Raw genomic sequence first — 19,201 nt, 5'->3', positions numbered from 1 at the left:
CATACGCAATCAGGACGAATCCGATCTCACCGGGTGCGATCCCGGTTGGTACCCGCTGAGCAGCAATGACCCGCTCCCCGGCGGGACGAGCAGGGCGCCCGCGAGCGCGGCGAGCAGCCCCCCGTACAGGTAGACGTAGCCCGAGACGTCGTCGGCGATGACCAGGTCGCCCTCGGGGCGGGCGGACAGCCAGAGCGTCGTGACCGCCAGCCAGCCCGCAGCGGGCGCCATGGCCCCCGCCCGGCCGCCCATCGCGCGCCCCGCGCCGTGGCAGACGGCGAAGATCGCCAGGACCCAGGCGATGGCCGAGACCGGGACGGGCCGGAGGTACCACGAGTGCTGGAAGCCGCCCAGGAGGCCCATGAGGGCGCCGAGGAGGACGAGCACGGCGTAGGCCGCCGCGGTGACCGGCGCCGGGGACGGCCCCGCGGCCGCCCGCGCCTGCTCCCCGCCTGTCTCGGGGCCCGCCTGCGGGCCCGTCTCCGGAATTCCCTCCACGACCACCGAGGCTAGTCGATGCCCGCGAAGAGATCGTCCTCGCGGTCGTACGGCTCGCCGACGCCGCCGGCCTCGACCGGCGCCCCGGGCCCCGGAGGCCCCGGCACGCCGCGGCGCAGGATGTACTGCTCGACCCCGAACGCCTGCTGGCCGATGCCGTTGGACAGGGCGAACCAGGGCGGGTCCACGCTGATCTGGGTGGCGTGCGCGCGCATCGCCGCCAGTTTGGCGCCGACGTGCTCGCGGGCGTCGATCTCGGTCGTGACGTCCCCGTCCGCGCAGCCGTACGGCACGTCCTCGGCCTCGGCGACCTGGAAGGGCGCGTCCGCCTCGCGCATCGCCTCGGCGGCCCGGCGGACGGCGGACCTGGTCATCGCGGTGAGGTAGAACTTGGCGATCCGCCACGGCTCGCCCTCGCCGAACGCCGGGTCGCCGGCGAGCTCGAAGGCGCGCCAGGAGACGCGGTGGGCCTGGATGTGGTCGGGGTGGCCGTAGAAGCCGTTGTCGTCGTAGGTGACGAGGACCTGGGGGCGCACCTCGCGGATCACCTTGACCAGTTCCCCGGCGGCCTCGTCGAGGTCGGCCTGCCAGAAGGCGTTCCGGCGGTGGTTGGAGGCGGCGCCCATCATGCCCGAGTCGCGCCAGCGCCCGGCGCCGCCCAGGAAGCGGTGGTCGGCGACGCCGAGCGCCGCGCAGGCCGCCGCCAGCTCGCCGACGCGGTGCGCGCCCAGCGTGTCGTCGCGGTCGGCGGCCAGATGGGCGAGTTCCGGCGGGATGACCTCGCCCTCCTCGCCCAGCGTGCAGGTGACCAGGGTGACGTGGGCGCCCTCGGCGGCGTACTTGGCCATGGTGGCCCCGGTGCCGATCGTCTCGTCGTCGGGGTGGGCGTGTACCAGCAGCAGGCGCCGATCGTTCATGACTCAGAGCGTATCGGGGCATCGGGGACGGCCGGGGCGCGCAGGAATCCACAAGCCGATGACCGCCCCGACGAACAGGTAATTCGCATCTTAAGTCTTGTATGCCCATTTTCTTTCATAACAGCCTTCACTCGAACGTCTGCGGGCACCGTGGAATGCGCTGTCAAGCTGGCAGGATGAGCGGTATGAGTGAGAGCTTCCCTCGTCTGCATGCCCGGACCCGCCGTTTCACCCTGGGGGTGCCGCGTGGCTTCACGATCTCGCCCGACGGCTCCCGAGTCGTCTTCCTGCGGACGAGGAGCGGCTCGGACCCGGTCACCTGCCTGTGGGAGTTCGACGTCGCCGGAGGCGGTGAGCGGCTGATCGCCGACCCGCGCGCGCTCGACGCGGGCGCGGAGGACCTGCCGCCCGAGGAGCGCGCCCGCCGGGAGCGCAGCCGCGAGCAGGCCGGCGGCATCGTCGGCTACAGCACCGACGGCGCGGTCACCACGGCCGTCTTCGCCCTCGCCGGCGGCCTGTACGCGGTGGACCTGAAGACCGCGGGCGTGCGCCGCCTGGCCACGCCCGGCCCCGTGATCGACCCGCGCCTGTCCCCCGACGGGAGCTACGTCGGCTACGTGACCGGCGGCGCCTTCCACGTCCAGGACCTGTCCGACGAGGTGGACCACGCCCTGGCCCGCCCCGAGGGCCCCGGCGTGACCTACGGCCTGGCGGAGTTCATCGCGGCCGAGGAGATGAACCGCATGCGGGGCCACTGGTGGTCCCCGGCGGGTGACGCGGTGCTGGTCGAGCGGGCCGACGAGTCGGCGGTCCAGGAGTGGTTCATCGCCGACCCGGCCAACCCGTCCCGGCCCGCCGTCCCGCAGCGCTACCCCGCCGCGGGCACGCCGAACGCGAAGGTCGAGCTCTTCGTCCTCGGCCTGAGCGGCTCCCGCGTCCAGGTCCCCTTCACCGACGAGTACCTCGTCAACGCCCGCTGGGACGCCCACGGCCTGGCGATCGTCACCCTCTCCCGCGACCAGCGGTCGATGAGGCTGCTGAAGGTGGACCCGGCCACCGGCGAGTCGACGCTCGTCCGCGAGGACACCGACGACGCCTGGGTGGAGATCGTCAACGGCGTGCCCGGCCACCTTTCCGACGGCACCCTGGTCTGGGTCGCCGACTCCGGCGGCGGGCGCCGCCTGGTCATCGGCGACGAGCCGGCCACCCCGCCCACCCTCCAGGTCCGCGAGGTCCTCGACATCGACGGCGACACCGTGCTCTTCCGGGCCAGCGGCGGCGACCCCGCCGAGATCGCCGTCTGGGCCTACCGCGACGGCCGGATCACCCTGGTCAGCCCGGCCGAGAGCGGCGTCTACAACGGCCGCGCCGCGGGCGGCACCCTCGTGCTCGTCGGCCAGACGCTCGGCACCGAGGGCCCGTCGGTCCAGGTCCTGCACCACCACCGGTCGCGCGGCCACATCGCCTCGCACGCCGAACGGCACGGCCTGGACCTGCGGGTCTCCCTGATCCGCACGGGCGAGCGCGAGCTGTCCACCGCCGTGATCCTGCCCAGCGGCCACGTGCCCGGCTCGGCGCGGCTCCCGGTCCTGATGGACCCGTACGGCGGGCCGCACGCCCAGCGCGTGCTGGCCGCGTCCGGCGCCTACCTGACCAGCCAGTGGTTCGCCGACCAGGGATTCGCGGTGATCGTCGCCGACGGCCGGGGCACCCCCGGGCGGGGCCCGGAGTTCGAGCGGGCCATCCTGCACGACCTGGCCGGACCGGTCCTCGACGACCAGGTGGACGCCCTGCACGGCGTCGCCGAGCGCTTCGGAGACGACCTGGACCTGTCCCGGGTGGCCATCCGCGGCTGGTCCTTCGGCGGCTACCTCGCGGCCCTGGCCGTGATGCGCCGCCCCGACGTGTTCCACGCGGCCGTCGCCGGGCCCGGTGACCGACTGGCGGCTCTACGACACCTGCTACACCGAGCGCTATCTCGGGCAGCCGGACGAGGGCCACTACGACGCCTCGTCGCTCTTCGCCGACGCCGAGAAGCTCGACCGGCCGCTCCTGCTGATCCACGGCCTGGCCGACGACAACGTGGTCTCCGCGCACACCCTGCGCCTGTCCTCCGCGCTGCTGTCGGCGGGCCGCCCGCACAACGTGCTCCCGCTGTCCGGCGTGACCCACATGACCCCGCAGGAGGTCGTGGCCGAGAACCTCCTCCTGCTCCAGGTCGACTTCCTCAAGAAGTCCCTCGGCGTCGGCTGAGCCGTACCCCGGCTATCGCGGGGAGCCGTGCCAGCTGCTCCACAGGGCGGCGTAGGAACCGCCCGCGGTGACGAGCTCGTCGTGGGAGCCCAGTTCGCTGATCCGGCCGTCCTCGACCACCGCGACCCGGTCGGCGTCGTGCGCCGTGTGCAGGCGGTGCGCGATGGCGATCACCGTGCGGCCGTCGAGGACCGCGGCCAGCGACCGCTCCAGGTGGCGGGCCGCCCGCGGGTCGATCAGCGAGGTCGCCTCGTCGAGGACCAGGGTGTGCGGGTCGGCCAGGACCAGCCGGGCCAGCGCCAGCTGCTGGGCCTGGGCCGGTGAGACCTCCTCGCCTCCGGAGCCGACGGCGGTGTCCAGGCCGTCCGGCAGGGCCGCGACCCACTCGGCGGCGTCCACCGCCGAAAGGGCCGCCCGGACCGCGTCGTCGTCCGCCTCCGGACGGGCGATCAGCAGGTTGTCGCGGAGCGTGCCCCGGAACACGTGGTGCTCCTGGGTCACCAGGGCCACCTGGCCGCGCAGGTCGTCCAGGGGGAGCTCGACCAGCGGCGCGCCGCCGACCGTGACCGCCCGGCCGCGGCGTGGACGCCCGCGAGCAGCCTGCCCAGCGTCGACTTGCCCGCGCCGGACGGGCCGACCACGGCCAGCCGCTCCCCCGGCCGGACCGCCAGGTCGATGCCGTGCAGCACGTCGTGGCCCTCGCGGTAGGCGTAGCGCACGCCCTCGGCCCGCAGTTCCCTGCCGTCCGGGGTGGCGGTGCCGGTGTTCCGGTCGTCCGGCACCTCGGCGACGCCCAGCAGGCGGGCCATGGAGGCCCCGCCGACCTGGAGCTCGTCGATCCACATGAGCAGCCGGTCGAGCGGGTCGATGAGCTGCTGCACGTAGATCACCGCCGAGGTGACCTGCGCGATCGAGGCCCAGCCCTCGATGTAGAACGCGCCTCCGGCGACCAGCGTGGCCACGATCGGGATCACGTAGCCGAACTCGACCGCGGGGAACCAGACGGTGCGCAGGCCGAGGGTGTAGCGCTCGGCCGCCCACGACCGGGCGATGTCGGCGTCGGTGCGCCGGTGGCGCCGCTCCTGCAGGCCCAGCGCCTCCACCGTGCGGGCGCCGCCGACCGTCTCGGCGAGGCCGTCGGTCATGTCCGCGTAGGCGGCGCTCTCCCGCAGGTAGCCGTCGCGGGCGCGCTTGAGGTACCACCGGGTGGCGAACCAGATCACCGGGGCGGCCAGCAGCGAGGGCAGCACCAGCAGCGGCCCCACCAGCACCAGCGCGCCGACCGTGACGGTGCAGGTGACCAGCGCGATCAGCGTCTCGGGTACGGCGTGCCGCACGGTCCGCGACAACGAGTCGACGTCCCGGGAGGTCCGGGTGATGAGGTCGCCCGACCCGGCGCGCTCGACCACCGAGAGCGGCAGCCCGAGCACCCGGCCGACGAACTCCTCGCGCAGCTCGGCCAGGACCTTCTCGCCGAGCGAGGAGGAGGCGTACACGGCGTATCTGACCAGCACCGCCTGGGCGACCAGGAAGCCGGCCACGGCCAGCGCCACCGCGGCGGGATCGACCCCGGCTCCGTCGTGCACGTCCTGGACCAGCCCGCCCAGCAGCCACGGCACGGCCAGGCCGCAGGCGGCGGCCAGGCCGTGCAGGGCCAGGGCCGCGGTCAGCGCCCGGGGGTACTTCAGGGTGAGCCGTCGCGCGTAGGCGCGGACCTGCGCCCGGTCGGCGACCGGCAGGACGCGTCCGCCGTCCGGCTCGGCGGATCCTGCGGCCTGTCCGTCCACTCGTTCACTCACGGCGGATCAGTCCTCCCCTCGGGTGACGGTGGCGGCGTAGGCGGGCACGGTGGCCAGCAGCTCGCGGTGGGTGCCCCGGGCGCGCGCGAGGCCGTCCTCGACGTAGATCACCTGGTCGGCGCGGTCGAGCACCAGCGGGCTGGTCGTGCAGACCAGCGTGGTCCTGCCCTGGCGGGCCTTGGCGAGCCGGTCGGCGATGCGGGCCTCGGTGTGCGCGTCGACGGCGCTGGTGGGCTCGATCAGGATGAGCACCTCCGGATCGGCCACCAGCGCCCGGGCGAGCCGGAGCCGCTGCCGCTGGCCGCCGGAGAACTCCCGGCCGGACTCGGCGACGGGCGCGTCCAGGCCGCCGGGGAGCGCCTCGACGACGTCCTCGGCGCACGCGGCGTGCAGCGCCTCGGCCAGGACGTCGTCCGAGGCCGTACCCGAGACGTCCAGCTCGTCGCGGAGCACCCCGGCGAACAGCCGGGCGCCGTTGTCGGCCACCAGGATCCGGCGGCGGACCTCGGCGAGCGGCAGCGTGTCCAGCGGCACGTCCCCGAAGTCCACATCGCCGCCGGCGTAGCGGCCGAGCCGTTCCGCGACGGCGACGGCCTCCTCCGGTGTGGCCGCCGCCACGGCGGTGAGCGTGCCGGGGCGGACCGCGACCCCGGAGGCCACGTCGCGGAGCAGGCCGCCGTCCGAGCGGGCGGCGCCGCCGGTCATCTCGGGCTCCAGGTTCAGGATCCGCACCACCCGGCGGGCGGAGACGTGCCCCTTGGTCAGCTTGTCGGCCGCCTCGGTGAGGGTCCGCATCGGGGCGACCAGGAAGACCGCGTAGCCGTAGAAGGTGACGAGGTCGCCCGGGGTGATCCGGCCCTCCATCGCGAAGGTCGCGCCGAGCCAGGTCACGGCGGCGATCAGCAGGCCGGGCAGCAGGATCTGCGCGCCCTCCAGCGCCGAGTCCACCGCGGCCACCCGCACGCCCGCGCGCCGTACCCGCTGCGACTCGGCGGCGTAGCGGTCGGCGAAGACCTGCTCGCCGCCGACGCCCCGCAGCACGCGCAGCCGGCGACGATGTCGGCGGCCCGGGTGGACAGCTCGCCCTGCAGGTCGCGATGGGCGTGCTGGCGCCGGTGCAGCGGCCTGAGCAACGGCGCCACGGCGGCCGCCATGAGCGGGACGCCGGCCAGCACCGTCAGGCCGAGCACCGGCGACATCCGGAACATGATGACGGTCACCGCGGCGACGGCGACGACCGCGCCGGTGCCGCGGAGCAGGATGTCGATCGCGTTGCCGATGTGGGCGATGTCGGAGTTGCCGACGCTGACCACCTCTCCGGTGGACATCCGCCTGGGCAGCGTCGCCCCCAGCCGGGTCGCCTGCCTGACGGTGACCTGGACGGTCCGGTAGGCGGCGCTCAGCCAGTTGTAGACGGCCATCCGGTGCCTCATGACCCCGGTGACCGCCTGCGCGACGCCCAGCGCGAACGTCAGCGCCCCCCAGGTGAGCAGTCCGGGAAGGTCCCTGTCGGTGATGGCGTCGATGCCGTTGCCCACGAAGGCGGGGACCAGCGCCATCGCGAGCCACCACAGGACGGCGTAGGCGATGCCGATGGTGAGGGGACCGGCCTGGTTGCGGGCGATCCAGAGCAGGTAGCGGACCGGGCTTCGGGCGTCGGGGATGCCGGGATCAGCGGCGGGTAAGGAGCGCATGGCCCGTCCAGGCTGACAACTCCGCGCTGACCGGGCAAACCATTTTCCGTCGGCGTGTCGGCCCGCACCCCGGGCCGACGTCAACAAGGGTTGACGAAAAGGCTTCGTCAACTTACATTGACAGCATGAGCGATACGGCACAGCTGGCCTCCGACGCCGGCAGCCGCGACCCCGCCGTCGGCCTGCGGGCCGTGCGGGCACTGCGGATGCTCGTCGACCGACTGGAGGCCCTCCAGGTGGAGAACGCGCGCGAGCAGGGCTGGTCCTGGCAGGAGATCGCCTACTGCCTGGAGGTCTCCAAGCAGGCGGTGCACAAGAAGTACGCGGGGGGCCGCGGTCTCCTCAGAAGGGAGAAGTAGGCATGTTCGAACGGTTCACCCAGGACGCCCGCCAGGCCGTCAAGCTCGCCCAGGAGAACGCCCGGCGGCTCAACCACCACTTCATCGGCAGCGAGCACATCCTGCTGGGCCTGCTCGACCGGCCGGAGAGCGTGTCGGCCCGGTTGCTGACCCGGCACGGCCTGGACCACGAGCGGGCCTACCGGGCCGTCTTCGGCATGATCCCGCCGCACCCGGGCGACCGGCTCGACGCCGACGCGCTGGAGGCGATCGGCATCGACCTGTCCGCCATCCGGGAGCGGGTCGAGGCCGCCTTCGGCCCCGGCGCCCTGGACCGGCCGCCGCAGCGCACCCACCGGGGCCGCCTGGTCAGCGGCCGGCACATCGCCTTCACCGCCCCGGCGAAGAAGGCCCTGGAGCTGTCCCTGCGCGAGGCCCTCGCCCTGAAGCACAAGCACATCTCCGACGGCCACATCCTCCTGGGCGTCCTGCGGGCCGGTCCCGGCCCGGCCCACCGCGTCCTGTCCGAGGCGGACATCGACCTGGAGACCCTGCGCCGGGAGCTCGTCGCCGAGCTCGGCTGAGGACGGCCGCGGCCCGCGCGGCGGGGTCTCCGCGTCACACCGTGATGACGATCTTCGCCCTCGCGTGCTCCTCCTCGAGACGGCGCATGGCCTCGGGGGCCTCGCTCAGCGGATACGTCCTGTCGACGGCCGGGACGACCTTCCCGGCCTCGACGAGCTCCTTGAGGGCGGCCAGGCTCTCCGCGGTCGTCTTCGCCGCGAGCGGGCGCAGACTCTGGCCCACGAACGGCGAGAGCGCGAGCGCGCCGACGACGCGGCCCATGGGGCCGATCCGGCGTCCGCCCTCGCCGGAGCACAGGACGAGCGTCCCGCCGGGCTCCAGCACGCTCCGCAGATCCCGCAGCGAGCGGCTCCCCACCACGTCCAGGACGAGGTCGTAGCGCCGCCCGCTCCGGGTGAAGTCCTCCGCCGCGTAGTCGACGACGTGGTCGGCGCCGAGCGAGCGGACCAGCTCGGCGTTCCGCGCGCTGCACACGCCGGTCACCTCCGCCCCGAGCGCCTTGGCGATCTGCACGGCGAACGTGCCCACGCCCCCCCGACGCGCCGTTGACCAGGACCCGCTGCCCCGGCCGCACCCCGCCCCGGTCGCGCAGGCCCTGCAGCGCGGTGCTCCCCGCCAGGGGCACCGCGGCCGCCTGCTCGAACGTCAGGTTCTCCGGTTTGGGGCCCAGCGCTCCCTCCCGGACGGAGACGTACTCGGCGAAGGTCCCGGCCGTCTCGCCGAACACCTCGTCCCCGGGGCGGAACCGCCTCACGTTCCGGCCGACCGCCTCGACCCGGCCGGCGAAATCCCGGCCCAGGATCCGCTGCTTCGGCCGCAGCAGCCCGTATCCCATGAGGCGGACCAGGGACGGCTCGCCTCTCATCAGCTTGCCGTCGGCGGAGTTGACGGCGGCCGCGCGGACGCGCACCAGCACCTCGTCGTCTCCGGTCACCGGCCTGCCGATCTCCTCCAGGCGCAGGACGTCGGGGGAACCGTACCGGTCCCGGACGATCGCCCTCATCGCGCTCCTCCGGTCCGCCTCGGGCAGGGACATGACGCGATCTCCGTTCTCCGTCATTCGACGGTCCGCAGGATCTGCTCGATCGACGCCGTCCGCGACCGCAGCTCGGACAGGTCGGCGGCGGCCCGCTGCTGGGCGTCGAGGGTGTTCTCCGCGAGCTGCTCGTAGCGGCGCACGAGCTGCCGCAGATCCTCCTCCCGGGCCGCCAGCAGCTTCGTCTTGCGGAGCTCCTGGAAGCTCGCCATCACGGCGATGAGGAAGATCACGGCCAGGAGCAGCACCCCGAGGACGAGGACCGTGCCGGGCCAGGTGGTCGTCTCGGCTGCACCGAGGTTCATCAGGACTGCTCCTTGCGGGCGGGACCCTTCTCCGGGTCCGGTCTGGTCAGGGTCTCGGCCGCCTCCGCGAGCGCCGAGGGGGTCAGGTGCAGGCCGAAGTCCGCGACCTCGTAGTACTTCATGGCCTTGCCGTCCTCCGACAGCTCGAGGGTGCCGACGATCAGGCCGGCGGCCTCCAGCCGCTGCAGGTGCATGTGGAGGAGCGGGCGGCTGACGCCGATCTCGCGGGCCAGGCGGCTCACGTAGTCACGGCCTCCGGCCAGCCGCGCGACGATGCGCAGCCGCAGCGGATTGGCCAGCGCCGCCAGCATCGCGACCAGCTCGTCACCGGTCGGCCGTGGCGTCGTCATGACAATCCTTCACATGTAAGAATTTTCTTATAGATGAAACCGTAGCATATCATCCCGCGCTCTTGAAGTCCGGACCCTGCGATGGCGGCGTCGACATGGCAATATGAGGCGCGGGAGGTGCCATGGACGTCGACTTCACGACCATCCACCCACAGTTGATCAGCCTCTGCGAGAAGTACGGCATCGCCGAGCTGGCGGTCTTCGGCTCGGTCGCCCGCGGCGATGCCCGGGAAGAGAGCGACATCGATCTCCTCTACGTCCTGAAACCCGGCACCGACATCGGCCTTGAGTTCTTCGGCTTTCAGGAGGAGCTGGAAGACCTGCTCGGCCGCAAGGTCGACGTGGTCTCCAAGGAAGGTCTCCACTGGATCATCCGGGATCAGGTGCTCAGTGACGCCCGGGTGCTTTATGCAGCGTGACGGGCTTTACTTGGTGGACATCGTGGAAGCAGCCGGAAAGATCGCTTCCTATCTCGAAGGTGTTTCGCCAGAGGTGTGGGCTGCCGACTCGATGCGTCGTGATGCAGTCATCTGGCAACTCTCCATCATCGGCGAGGCTGTGGGAGGAATCTCAGAGGAGACCCGTGCCTCCGCCCCCGAGATCCCGTGGAAGTTGATCAGAGGGCTGCGCAACAACGTCGTCCACCGATACTTCAGCGTGGACTGGAAGATCGTGTACAACGCCGCGACGGCGAATGTTCCCGAACTGGAGCGGCAGGTGCGAGATCTGCTCCGAAGCTCCTACCCGGACGTCTTCAAACGTCTACAGGAGCAAGAAGAGGAGTGACGAACTCTCGGCAGCGGCACGGGCGGGACTCACGTTGCGATTCCGGACCCCGTGGACCCGTGGCGGCAAAGAAAAACGCGGGCCGCACCTCCCCACGAAGGTGCGGCCCGCGATGGTTCACGCCGTCTCCCGCGTCGGCCGCGCGAGCCGGACCGCCGTTCCCGCGGTTCGCTCGCTGCGGTCGCCCGCCCGGAGGCCGGGTCACCGCCCGGCAGACAGGGAGCATACGCTCCTCAGGTCACTTGGACGCCCTGAGGTAGTCCCGGTTCATCTGCGCGATGGTGTCCAGCGGGATGCCCTTGGGGCAGGCCGCCGTGCACTCGCCGGTGTTGGTGCAGCCGCCGAAGCCCTCGGCGTCCATCTGCTCCACCATGGCCCTGGCGCGGGAGTCGCGCTCGGGCTGGCCCTGCGGGAGCAGGGACAGGTGGGTGATCTTCGCGGCGGTGAAGAGGGAGGCCGAGCCGTTCGGGCAGGCCGCGACGCAGGCGCCGCAGCCGATGCAGGTCGCCGCGTCGAACGCCGCGTCGGCGTCGGCCTTCTTCACCGGGACGCTGTGCGCGTCCGGGGCCGAACCGGCGGGGACGGAGATGAATCCGCCCGCCTGGATGATCCGGTCGAACGACGAGCGGTCCACGACCAGGTCCTTGACCACCGGGAACGGCGCGGCGCGCCACGGCTCGACGGTGATGACGGCCTCGTCCTCGAAGTGCCGCATGTGCAGCTGGCAGGTGGTGGTCGCCACCTGCTCGCCGTGGGCGTAGCCGTTGATGACCATGCCGCACATGCCGCAGATGCCCTCGCGGCAGTCGTGGTCGAAGGCGATCGGGTCGTCGCCCTCCAGGATGAGCCGCTCGTTGAGCACGTCGAGCATCTCCAGGAAGGACATGTCCGGGGACACGTCCTCGACCCGGTAGGTGACCATACGGCCCTTGTCCTGCGGCCCGTTCTGGCGCCAGACCTTGAGAGTGAGATTCACTTGTAGCTCCGCTGGCTCATCTTGACGTACTCGTATTCCAGGGCTTCCTTGTGCAGGACCGGGCCCTGCTCGCCGTACTCCCAGGCCGCGACGTAGGCGAAGTTCTCGTCGTCGCGCAGGGCCTCGCCGTCGGCGTCCTGCGACTCGGCCCGGAAGTGGCCGCCGCACGACTCGGTGCGGTGCAGGGCGTCGATGCACATCAGCTCGGCCAGGTCGAAGAAGTCGGCGACCCGGCCGGCCCGCTCCAGCGCCTGGTTGAGCTCGTCGGCGGTGCCGGACACCTTGACGTTGCTCCAGAACTCCTCGCGGAGCTCGGGGATCCGCTCCAGGGCCTTGCGCAGGGACTCCTCGGTGCGCTCCATGCCGCAGTAGTCCCACATGAGCTTGCCCAGCTCGCGGTGGTAGGAGTCGGCGGTGCGGGTGCCGTTCACCGAGAGCAGCTTCTCGATCTTGCTCTGCACCGCGGCCTCGGCCTCGGCCACCGCCTCGTCGTCGACCTCCCCGTAGGGGCCGTTCGCGAGGTAGTCGCCGAGCGTGGTCGGCAGCACGAAGTAGCCGTCGGCCAGGCCCTGCATCAGCGCGGACGCGCCGAGGCGGTTGGCGCCGTGGTCGGAGAAGTTGGCCTCGCCGACCACGAACAGGCCGGGGATGGTGGACTGCAGGTCGTAGTCCACCCACAGGCCGCCCATCGTGTAGTGCACGGCGGGGTAGATGCGCATCGGCTGGCTGTACGGGTCCTCGCCGGTGATGCGCTCGTACATCTCGAACAGGTTGCCGTACTTCTTCTCCACGGCCTCGCGGCCGAGCCGCCGGATCGCGTCGGCGAAGTCGAGGTAGACGCCCAGCCCGCCGGGGCCGACGCCGCGGCCCTCGTCGCAGACGTTCTTGGCGGCCCGGGAGGCGATGTCGCGCGGGACCAGGTTGCCGAACGCCGGGTAGATGCGCTCCAGGTAGTAGTCGCGCTCCTGCTCGGGGATCTCCGAGGCGGGGCGCGTGTCGCCGGCCTTGACCGGCACCCAGACGCGGCCGTCGTTGCGCAGGGACTCCGACATCAGGGTCAGCTTGGACTGGTAGTCGCCGCTGACCGGGATGCAGGTCGGGTGGATCTGCGTGTAGCACGGGTTGGCGAAGTGGGCGCCGCGCCGGTGCGCCCGCCAGATCGCGGTGGTGTTGCAGCCCTTGGCGTTGGTGGACAGGAAGAACACGTTGCCGTAGCCGCCGGTGGCCAGCACGACCGCGTCGGCGAGGTGCCGCTCGATCTCGCCGGTCACCATGTCGCGGACGATGACGCCGCGCGCCCGGCCGTCGCTGACGATCAGGTCGAGCATCTCGTGGCGGGTGTTCATCTTCACGGTCCCGGCCGCGATCTGCCGCTCCAGCGCCTGGTAGGCGCCGAGCAGCAGCTGCTGGCCCGTCTGGCCGCGGGCGTAGAAGGTCCGGGAGACCTGGGCGCCGCCGAAGGAGCGGGTGTCGAGCAGGCCGCCGTACTCGCGGGCGAACGGCACGCCCTGCGCCACGGCCTGGTCGATGATGTTCACGCTGACCTGGGCCAGGCGGTAGACGTTCGACTCGCGGGCGCGGAAGTCGCCGCCCTTGACGGTGTCGTAGAACAGCCGGTAGATCGAGTCGCCGTCGCCGCGGTAGTTCTTGGCGGCGTTGATGCCGCCCTGCGCCGCGATCGAGTGCGCGCGCCGGGGCGAGTCCTGGTAGCAGAACGACGTGACGTTGTAGCCGAGCTCGCCGAGGGTCGCGGCGGCCGAACCGCCGGCCAGGCCGGTGCCGACCACGATGACGTGCATCTTGCGCTTGTTGGCCGGGTTGACCAGCTTGGCGCTGAACTTCCGCTTCTCCCAGCGCTCCTCGATCGGACCCGCCGGAGCCTTGCTGTCGCGGATCGGCTCGCCCTCGGTGTAGTGCGTGTTCACTTGATGACTCCGATCATGACCGCGACGGGGACCGCGAGGAAGCCGAGGACCAGCACCGCGGAGATCGCGGCGGCCACGGCCTTCAGCGGGCGGTAGCTGCGGCCGCTCGCCAGGCCGAGCGTCTGGAACGCGCTCCACAGGCCGTGGCGCAGGTGCAGGCCGACCATGACGACGGCGACCGCGTAGAAGGCGGTGACCCACCAGCGCTCGGGGGCGAAGCCCTGCACCAGGCGCTCGTACGGCGTGCCGTCCCAGCCGGCCGGGTTGACCGTGCCGAACGTCAGGTCGAGCAGGTGGTAGATCACGAAGAGCAGGATGATGACGCCGCCGTAGCGCATGGTGTGGACGGCGTAGCCGTTCGCCTGGGACTTGCGCTTGGCCGCGTACTTGACCGGCCGCGCCTTGCCCGCCCGCCGGGCCAGCGTGATCGCCGCCCACATGTGCAGGACGATCGCGACGGCGAGCCCGACCTCCACGATCGTCAGCGCCACCCGGTAGGTGAGCAGCGGCTCGCCCATGGTGCGCAGGAAGGCGGCGTACTCGTTGAACGAGTCGGCGCCGAGGAACGCCTTGAGGTTGCCGACCATGTGGCCGACGAGGAACAGCACCAGGGCGGCGCCCGTGACGGCCATCACGGCCTTCCTCCCGTTGGAGGAGCCGAGGAACCCGCCCTTCCTCTTGGCGGGCGCGGCTCTGGGAGGCGTCACAGGCTTCGCGGGGGCGCCGCTGGGGGGTCGACCTGCGCGGTGGAGGTCCCGCGCTCAATCATGGCAGTCACGACCCTGAAGCTAAGAAAAGGACTTTGGTCCCGTCCAAGTCATCGCGGATGTGGTTTCCATAGCCTGCGGCTATTGCTTCTGCGTCCCGGGAACTTGCGTCATGACACCGTGTCAGCGAGTGCGAGCAATCTCACAGTGTTCAGGATCGGCGGCCCCGCCCCGGATCGGGGGGCGGGGGATCTCTACGCTAGGGAAACGTGCAGCTCCAGCAACTGGCCTATTTCGTGGCGGTCGCCGAGGCCCGGCACTTCACCCAGGCAGCCGAGCGGATGCGCGTCGCACAGCCGTCGCTGAGCAAGCAGATCAAGGCCCTGGAAGCCGAGCTCGCGCGCCGCTGCTCAGCCGTGCCCGGGGCAACGTCACCCTCACCCCCGCGGGGAGGCGCTGCTCCCGCTGGCCCGCCGCATGCTCGCCGACGCCGACACCGCCCGGCGGGAGATCGGCGAGCTGGCCGGGCTGCGCCGGGGCCGGGTACGGCTGGGCGCCACCCCCTCGCTCTGCGCCGGGTTGATGGCCGACGCCCTGGCCCGCTTTCACCGCGCCTACCCGGGCATCGAGCTGCTGGTGGAGGAGGGCGGTTCCCGCGACCTGGTCCGGGCCCTGGCCCGGGGCCAGCTCGACCTGGCGCTGATCATCATGCCGCTGCAGAGCGACGACCCCTCCCTCGTCACCGAGGAGATCCTGCGGGAGAACCTGGTGGTCGTCTCCCCCTCGCTCGCCCCGCCGCGCAGGCCGTACCTGCGGATAGAGGACCTGCGCGGGCGTCCGATGGTGATGTTCCGGCGCGGCTACGACCTGCGGGAGGCCACGCTCAGCGCGTGCCGCCAGGCGGGGTTCGAGCCGCGCTTCGCGGTGGAGGGCGGGGAGATGGACGCGGTGCTCCGCTTCGTGGAGGCCGGCCTGGGCATCGCGCTCGTACCTTCGATGGTCCTGGACGGCCGTCCGGGGCTGACCGGGACGCCGCTGGCGCCGCCGGGGCTGCGCCGTACGATCGCCATCGCCCACCGCAAGGACGTCGAGCCCATCCGCGCCGCCCAGGCGTTCCGCGCCACGTTGCTGTTCTTCCTCGCCGAGGCCGCCCACGACGGCAGCCTCCCGCCGGGGGTCGAACTGATCGTCCCGGACTGATCCGGACGCCGGCACCGTACCGGCCCTAGAGTGGACCACACCGCAGCCGCGTCCGGACATCACGATCGAGAGGGTGGCATGTACGTCGCGAATCTGAAGATCTCCGGCGTACGAGGCTTCTCCGGCTCACGAACCGTCAACCTTGATTTCACCCGGCACGAGAACGGCTCCTACGCGGGCTGGATCGTCCTGGCAGGCCGCAACGGCTCCGGCAAGAGCACCATCCTCCAGGCCATCGCGCTGTGCCTCGCTGCTCCCGCCCTCGACTCCATCGTCGACGAGGCGGCCTGGGGCGGCTTGCCCGGCGATCAGATCCCTGACGCCCCCCAGGCAGACGAATCGCCCTTCAAGATCGAGGTCGGATTCGTCGCGGATGCCGATTTCGATTTCGGCCGCTCCTGGGAGGAGAGCGTCCTGACCGTTGGGTGGGATTCCTTCGGCGGTCCCGTGCGCGTCTGGTATTCGGAACGACCTGAACAGCCGCCGTGGGAGCAGCGGAGACCTGCCGGATGGTTTCTCGCTGGCTACGGACCGTTTCGCCGCCTTTCGACCGCTGAACTCGGTCGGCCGGAGCGCGCATCCGGCCATCAGGCGACCGCCCTCCGCACACTTTTCGACGAAGACGCCGGACTGTTCGAAAGCGTGAGCTGGCTGGTGACACAACATCTCTATCGGTTGGAGAAGAAAGGCGGCGCCGCCCAACTCCTCGGCACCGTTATCACCCTCCTCGGTGACGGCTTGCTGCCCGATGGATACCAAGTGTGCCGGGTTGACTCCGAAGGGCTCTGGGTACGACGCTCCGGCGTAGAGCTTCCGCTCCGCAGGATGAGCGACGGATACCGGACGGTCACCGCGCTCGTTCTGGACATCGTGCGGCAGATGCACATGGCTTACGGAACACTCACCGTTGAAGTCATGGACGGCCATCCGACGCTGCCCTATCCCGGTGTCGTGTTGATCGACGAGGTCGACGCGCATCTGCACGTGAGCTGGCAGCAGAAGATCGGCGAGTGGCTGAAGATCCATTTCCCGAAGATCCAGTTCATCGTCACGACGCACAGCCCCTACATCTGCCAGAGCGCGAGCCCCGGCGGGCTCATCCGGCTTCCCGGACCGGACGAGCAGGCGCCCCCGGCGATCGTCGACGACGATCTCTACCGCCGGATCGTGTACGGCAGCGGTGACGACGCCATCGTGACGGAGCTGTTCGGCGTGGACTCCCCCTACTCTCCCTACGCGGACGAGCTCCGTGAAGATCTCGGAGATCTCGAGATCAAGGTGCTCGACGGGAGCGCAACGCCCCACGAAGTCGCCGAGTACAGGCGGCTCAGCACGGAGCTGACGAGTTCCCCCGCCACCCGCGTGCAGGAGATCTCCCGAGCCCTCAGGTCCGATTCATGATCCCGCTGGTCCGCCCGGCTCTCCCCGCGGAGCTGACCGGCCGACTCGACATGCACACCGACCATCTCCGTTCCTGCTCGGCCAGCGGAGCCACGGCACGCTCCCGCTGGAGGAACGCGGATGCCGAACGATCGGCTCTGCGTGAGGCGCTGCGCCCCATGGCGTCCGGGGTGGAACGCTGCATGTACTGCGGCGACAGCCTCGGCACCGCGATCGACCACTTCGAGCCGATCAAGCTGGCTCCACTGCGGGCATTCGACTGGCTCAACCATTTTCTGGCCTGCGAGTACTGCAACAGCAACGCCAAGCGCGCCGACTATCCTCGTGATCCCCACACCGGCGATCCCCTGCTGATCGACCCGTCTGTGGAAGACCCGTACGACCATCTCCGCCTCATCCTGCGCACCGGACGCTACCGGGCGAAGACCCCGAAAGGTGAGGCGACCGTCAGAACGTTTCGGTTGGACCGCTGGCAGCTGGAACGGGCGCGTACGGACGCCTTCGGCCGCTGTGAGGACATGCTGCGCGGGTACGAGCGCCTGATCGACAGTGGTGAGCACCAGCGCGCCCAGGCGAGGGCGCAGGCGCTGCTCCGGCAGCCGCACGCCGACGTGCTGTACGCGATGGTACGGACACTGGACTCGCCTGGGGCGGCTCAGGTGCTCGACGAGGACGTCATCGGGATCCTCCGTACCCGCTTCACCGTTCCGTCCCGGTGGAGGACATGAACGACGGTGAAGCCCTTCGGTGAGACGACGGATTCGATCACTCATCCGCATCACCGGGGCCGCAGCACTATTCTCATAGAGTTGACAGGTTTTCCCCCGACTCCACGAAGAGGCGTTCGTGACCGCCCCTCCCGATGAAACACTCACGCTCCTCCTGATCGAGGACGACGCGGGTGACGCCTTCCTCGTGGAGGAGCTGCTCAATCAGGCGGAGAACCCCCCGAAGATCATCTGGGTGCGCAGCCTCTCGGAGAGCCTGGTACGGCTGACCGACGAGGTCAGGTGCGTGCTGGTCGACCTGTCCCTGCCCGACGCCAACGGCCTGGAGGCGCTCCAGCAGGTGCTGGCGATGGCCCCGCACGCCGCCGTGCTCGTGCTGACCGGGCTCAACGATTCGCACGTGGGCGTGGAGGCGGTGTCCGCCGGGGCCCAGGACTTCCTCGTCAAGCAGGACATCGACGCCCGCCTGCTGGTGCGCGCGGTCCGCTACGCGATGGAGCGCAAACGCGCCGACATGGCCCAGCGCAAGCTGGTCGAGGCCGAGCTCGTCACCAAGGAGAACGCCCGCCTGGAGCACGGCCTGCTGCCCGTCCCCCTGCTGGAGCCCGGGACCCTCCATCACGAGTCGCGCTACCTCCCCGGCCGCCAGCGGACCCTGCTCGCCGGAGACTTCTGGGACACCGTGCAGAGCCCCGACGGCGCCGTGCACGTGGTGGTCGGCGACGTCTGCGGGCACGGCCCGGACGAGGCCGCGCTGGGGGTGGCGCTCCGGATCGCCTGGCGCACCCTGGTCCTGGCCGGGCACACCGGCAACGACGTGCTGCACACGCTCGACAAGGTCCTCCGGCTGGAACGCAAGTCCGCGGAGATCTTCACCACGCTCTGCACGATGACCGTCAGCCCGTCGCTGGACCGCGCCCGGCTGCACGTCGTCGGCCACCCGCCGCCCGTGCTGATTCGCGACGGCGTGGTCGAGGTGACGCCGGGCACCCCCTCCGGGCCGCCGCTGGGCATCTTCCCGGACGTGGACTGGACGCCCATCGACGTGCCGCTCGGCACGGAGTGGTCCGTTCTGCTCTACACCGACGGCCTGATCGAGGCCACCGTGGGAGGCGGCCCCGACCTGCTCGGCACCGAGGGCCTGCTGCGGCTCATCGCCGACCAGGGCGGCATCCACCTCGACCGGCTCATCGAGCGCGTCATCGAGCTGAACGAGGAGGCGCTCACCGACGACCTGGCCACCGTGCTCATCGCCAAGGACCCGCGGAGCGTCTGACCGTGGAAGGCCCGCCCCGTCCGCTGCCCCCGCCCGCGGCGGGGCCGGAGCGGCTGCCGGTGGGGAGATGGTTCCTGATCGCCGGTTCGGCCGTCGTACTGGCCTTCACGGTCGCCGCCGCGGCCATCGTCGGCACGATCGGGGCGACGGGTGAGGCGCGGTCGGTCCTGGTCGACGTCATCGACCCCGCGGCCCTGCGCGTGCTGGAACTCTCCGAGGCCCTCACGCTCCAGGGCAGCGCGGTGCGCGCGTACGGCGGCACCGGCGACGAGCGGTACCTGGAGGACTACCGCGACGCGGTCGCCGCGGAGTCCGCGGCGACGGCCGCGATCGAAGCGCTGCTCCCCCGGATGCCCGAGAGCGCGGCCGCCCGCGCCGAACTCGACACGCTCAGAAGCGCCGCCGCGGCCTGGCGGCGGGACTACGG

17 protein-coding genes and 6 pseudogenes are annotated in these 19,201 nt (G+C 71.4%); 11 read left to right on the top strand and 12 right to left on the bottom strand.

Annotation, left to right across the window (positions count from 1 at the left end; all coding sequences use genetic code 11):
* Positions 1-9: 9 nt before the first annotated feature.
* Complete coding sequence (locus ACWJ6R_RS07000; RefSeq protein WP_449061396.1) at positions 10-498, bottom strand: DUF6113 family protein; 489 nt, start codon at positions 496-498, stop codon at positions 10-12.
* 11 nt (positions 499-509) lie between these two features.
* Positions 510-1,415, bottom strand: a complete 906-nt coding sequence (gene mshB / locus ACWJ6R_RS06995) for an N-acetyl-1-D-myo-inositol-2-amino-2-deoxy-alpha-D-glucopyranoside deacetylase (protein ID WP_449061395.1) — start codon at positions 1,413-1,415, stop codon at positions 510-512.
* Positions 1,416-1,600: 185 nt separating this feature from the next.
* Here mshB and ACWJ6R_RS06990 point away from each other — a divergent pair.
* Positions 1,601-3,668 (top strand): annotated as a pseudogene (locus tag ACWJ6R_RS06990) (prolyl oligopeptidase family serine peptidase).
* 12 nt (positions 3,669-3,680) lie between these two features.
* Here ACWJ6R_RS06990 and ACWJ6R_RS06985 read toward each other — a convergent pair.
* The 3 genes and pseudogenes from ACWJ6R_RS06985 to ACWJ6R_RS06975 all read right to left on the bottom strand — a co-directional run.
* Positions 3,681-5,455 (bottom strand): annotated as a pseudogene (locus ACWJ6R_RS06985) (ABC transporter ATP-binding protein).
* Positions 5,456-5,473: 18 nt separating this feature from the next.
* On the bottom strand, positions 5,474-6,508 hold the full coding sequence (locus tag ACWJ6R_RS06980) for an ABC transporter transmembrane domain-containing protein (protein WP_449061394.1): 1,035 nt from the start codon (positions 6,506-6,508) through the stop codon (positions 5,474-5,476).
* Positions 6,509-6,573: 65 nt separating this feature from the next.
* Positions 6,574-7,026 (bottom strand): annotated as a pseudogene (locus ACWJ6R_RS06975) (ABC transporter ATP-binding protein); the annotation flags it as partial.
* 260 nt (positions 7,027-7,286) lie between these two features.
* Here ACWJ6R_RS06975 and ACWJ6R_RS06970 point away from each other — a divergent pair.
* The 3 genes and pseudogenes from ACWJ6R_RS06970 to ACWJ6R_RS06960 all read left to right on the top strand — a co-directional run bounded on the left by ACWJ6R_RS06970 (position 7,287) and on the right by ACWJ6R_RS06960 (position 8,083).
* Complete coding sequence (locus ACWJ6R_RS06970; protein ID WP_068901296.1) at positions 7,287-7,520, top strand: RNA polymerase subunit sigma-70; 234 nt, start codon at positions 7,287-7,289, stop codon at positions 7,518-7,520.
* A gap of 2 nt (positions 7,521-7,522) precedes the next feature.
* Positions 7,523-7,699 (top strand): annotated as a pseudogene (locus ACWJ6R_RS06965) (Clp protease N-terminal domain-containing protein); the annotation flags it as partial.
* Positions 7,700-7,717: 18 nt separating this feature from the next.
* Positions 7,718-8,083 carry a Clp protease N-terminal domain-containing protein gene (locus ACWJ6R_RS06960; RefSeq protein WP_449061402.1) on the top strand — a complete coding sequence of 122 codons (366 nt, stop codon included), beginning with the start codon at positions 7,718-7,720 and terminating at the stop codon, positions 8,081-8,083.
* A 34-nt stretch (positions 8,084-8,117) separates the two neighbouring features.
* On the opposite strand, the gene ACWJ6R_RS06955 is transcribed toward ACWJ6R_RS06960, so the two are convergent.
* From ACWJ6R_RS06955 to ACWJ6R_RS06940, 4 genes and pseudogenes are all read right to left on the bottom strand, one after another.
* Entirely contained in the window at positions 8,118-8,612 is a 495-nt protein-coding gene (locus ACWJ6R_RS06955) for an NAD(P)-dependent alcohol dehydrogenase (RefSeq protein ID WP_449061393.1), read from the bottom strand.
* 187 nt (positions 8,613-8,799) lie between these two features.
* Positions 8,800-9,087: pseudogene (locus ACWJ6R_RS06950) on the bottom strand (alcohol dehydrogenase catalytic domain-containing protein); the annotation flags it as partial.
* A 53-nt stretch (positions 9,088-9,140) separates the two neighbouring features.
* Complete coding sequence (locus ACWJ6R_RS06945) at positions 9,141-9,425, bottom strand: hypothetical protein (protein ID WP_189235500.1); 285 nt, start codon at positions 9,423-9,425, stop codon at positions 9,141-9,143.
* Positions 9,425-9,775, bottom strand: coding sequence for an ArsR/SmtB family transcription factor (locus ACWJ6R_RS06940; protein WP_449061392.1), 351 nt, complete (start codon positions 9,773-9,775; stop codon positions 9,425-9,427). Before ACWJ6R_RS06940 ends, ACWJ6R_RS06945 begins: the two co-directional genes overlap by 1 nt.
* 122 nt (positions 9,776-9,897) lie before the next feature.
* Here ACWJ6R_RS06940 and ACWJ6R_RS06935 point away from each other — a divergent pair, with 122 nt between their 5' ends.
* Positions 9,898-10,194: a nucleotidyltransferase family protein gene (locus ACWJ6R_RS06935; protein ID WP_189235502.1), complete on the top strand. Its 297-nt coding sequence runs from the start codon at positions 9,898-9,900 to the stop codon at positions 10,192-10,194.
* A 13-nt stretch (positions 10,195-10,207) separates the two neighbouring features.
* Positions 10,208-10,561, top strand: a complete 354-nt coding sequence (locus ACWJ6R_RS06930) for a HepT-like ribonuclease domain-containing protein (RefSeq protein ID WP_449061391.1) — start codon at positions 10,208-10,210, stop codon at positions 10,559-10,561.
* A 238-nt stretch (positions 10,562-10,799) separates the two neighbouring features.
* Here the strand turns inward: ACWJ6R_RS06930 and ACWJ6R_RS06925 are convergent, their stop codons facing one another.
* The 3 genes from ACWJ6R_RS06925 to ACWJ6R_RS06915 are packed head-to-tail and all read right to left on the bottom strand — an operon-like array spanning position 10,800 to position 14,094.
* Positions 10,800-11,537 (bottom strand): succinate dehydrogenase/fumarate reductase iron-sulfur subunit, encoded by a 738-nt coding sequence (locus tag ACWJ6R_RS06925; RefSeq protein WP_449061390.1) that lies wholly within the window; start codon positions 11,535-11,537, stop codon positions 10,800-10,802.
* Positions 11,534-13,462 carry a fumarate reductase/succinate dehydrogenase flavoprotein subunit gene (locus ACWJ6R_RS06920; RefSeq protein ID WP_449061389.1) on the bottom strand — a complete coding sequence of 643 codons (1,929 nt, stop codon included), beginning with the start codon at positions 13,460-13,462 and terminating at the stop codon, positions 11,534-11,536. Before ACWJ6R_RS06920 ends, ACWJ6R_RS06925 begins: the two co-directional genes overlap by 4 nt.
* Positions 13,459-14,094 (bottom strand): succinate dehydrogenase cytochrome b subunit, encoded by a 636-nt coding sequence (locus ACWJ6R_RS06915; RefSeq protein ID WP_449061388.1) that lies wholly within the window; start codon positions 14,092-14,094, stop codon positions 13,459-13,461. Before ACWJ6R_RS06915 ends, ACWJ6R_RS06920 begins: the two co-directional genes overlap by 4 nt.
* Before the next feature lie 344 nt (positions 14,095-14,438).
* Here ACWJ6R_RS06915 and ACWJ6R_RS06910 point away from each other — a divergent pair.
* From ACWJ6R_RS06910 to ACWJ6R_RS06890, 5 genes and pseudogenes are all read left to right on the top strand, one after another.
* A pseudogene (locus tag ACWJ6R_RS06910) lies at positions 14,439-15,369 on the top strand (LysR family transcriptional regulator).
* Between the two features lie 30 nt (positions 15,370-15,399).
* Positions 15,400-16,770: an AAA family ATPase gene (locus tag ACWJ6R_RS06905; protein ID WP_449061387.1), complete on the top strand. Its 1,371-nt coding sequence runs from the start codon at positions 15,400-15,402 to the stop codon at positions 16,768-16,770.
* Complete coding sequence (locus tag ACWJ6R_RS06900; RefSeq protein ID WP_449061386.1) at positions 16,767-17,498, top strand: hypothetical protein; 732 nt, start codon at positions 16,767-16,769, stop codon at positions 17,496-17,498. Before ACWJ6R_RS06905 ends, ACWJ6R_RS06900 begins: the two co-directional genes overlap by 4 nt.
* Before the next feature lie 118 nt (positions 17,499-17,616).
* On the top strand, positions 17,617-18,774 hold the full coding sequence (locus tag ACWJ6R_RS06895) for a PP2C family protein-serine/threonine phosphatase (protein ID WP_449061385.1): 1,158 nt from the start codon (positions 17,617-17,619) through the stop codon (positions 18,772-18,774).
* Between the two features lie 59 nt (positions 18,775-18,833).
* A partial coding sequence (locus tag ACWJ6R_RS06890; RefSeq protein WP_449061384.1) for a CHASE3 domain-containing protein occupies positions 18,834-19,201 on the top strand: 368 nt, incomplete at its 3' end.

The organism is Planomonospora algeriensis (genome assembly GCF_977012225.1).
Note: the sequence above shows the minus strand (reverse complement) of the source record. Positions and strands in the feature narration are given on the sequence as shown.

Excerpts from the sequence above, each read along its gene's own strand:
- ACWJ6R_RS06970 (WP_068901296.1), top strand. The coding sequence starts at position 7,287 with ATGAGCGATACGGCACAGCTGGCCTCCGACGCCGGCAGCCGCGACCCC.
- ACWJ6R_RS06935 (WP_189235502.1), top strand. The coding sequence starts at position 9,898 with ATGGACGTCGACTTCACGACCATCCACCCACAGTTGATCAGCCTCTGC.
- ACWJ6R_RS06915 (WP_449061388.1), bottom strand. The coding sequence starts at position 14,094 with ATGGCCGTCACGGGCGCCGCCCTGGTGCTGTTCCTCGTCGGCCACATG.
- mshB (WP_449061395.1), bottom strand. The coding sequence starts at position 1,415 with ATGAACGATCGGCGCCTGCTGCTGGTACACGCCCACCCCGACGACGAG.
- ACWJ6R_RS06940 (WP_449061392.1), bottom strand. The coding sequence starts at position 9,775 with ATGACGACGCCACGGCCGACCGGTGACGAGCTGGTCGCGATGCTGGCG.
- ACWJ6R_RS06960 (WP_449061402.1), top strand. The coding sequence starts at position 7,718 with ATGATCCCGCCGCACCCGGGCGACCGGCTCGACGCCGACGCGCTGGAG.
- ACWJ6R_RS06900 (WP_449061386.1), top strand. The coding sequence starts at position 16,767 with ATGATCCCGCTGGTCCGCCCGGCTCTCCCCGCGGAGCTGACCGGCCGA.
- ACWJ6R_RS06945 (WP_189235500.1), bottom strand. The coding sequence starts at position 9,425 with ATGAACCTCGGTGCAGCCGAGACGACCACCTGGCCCGGCACGGTCCTC.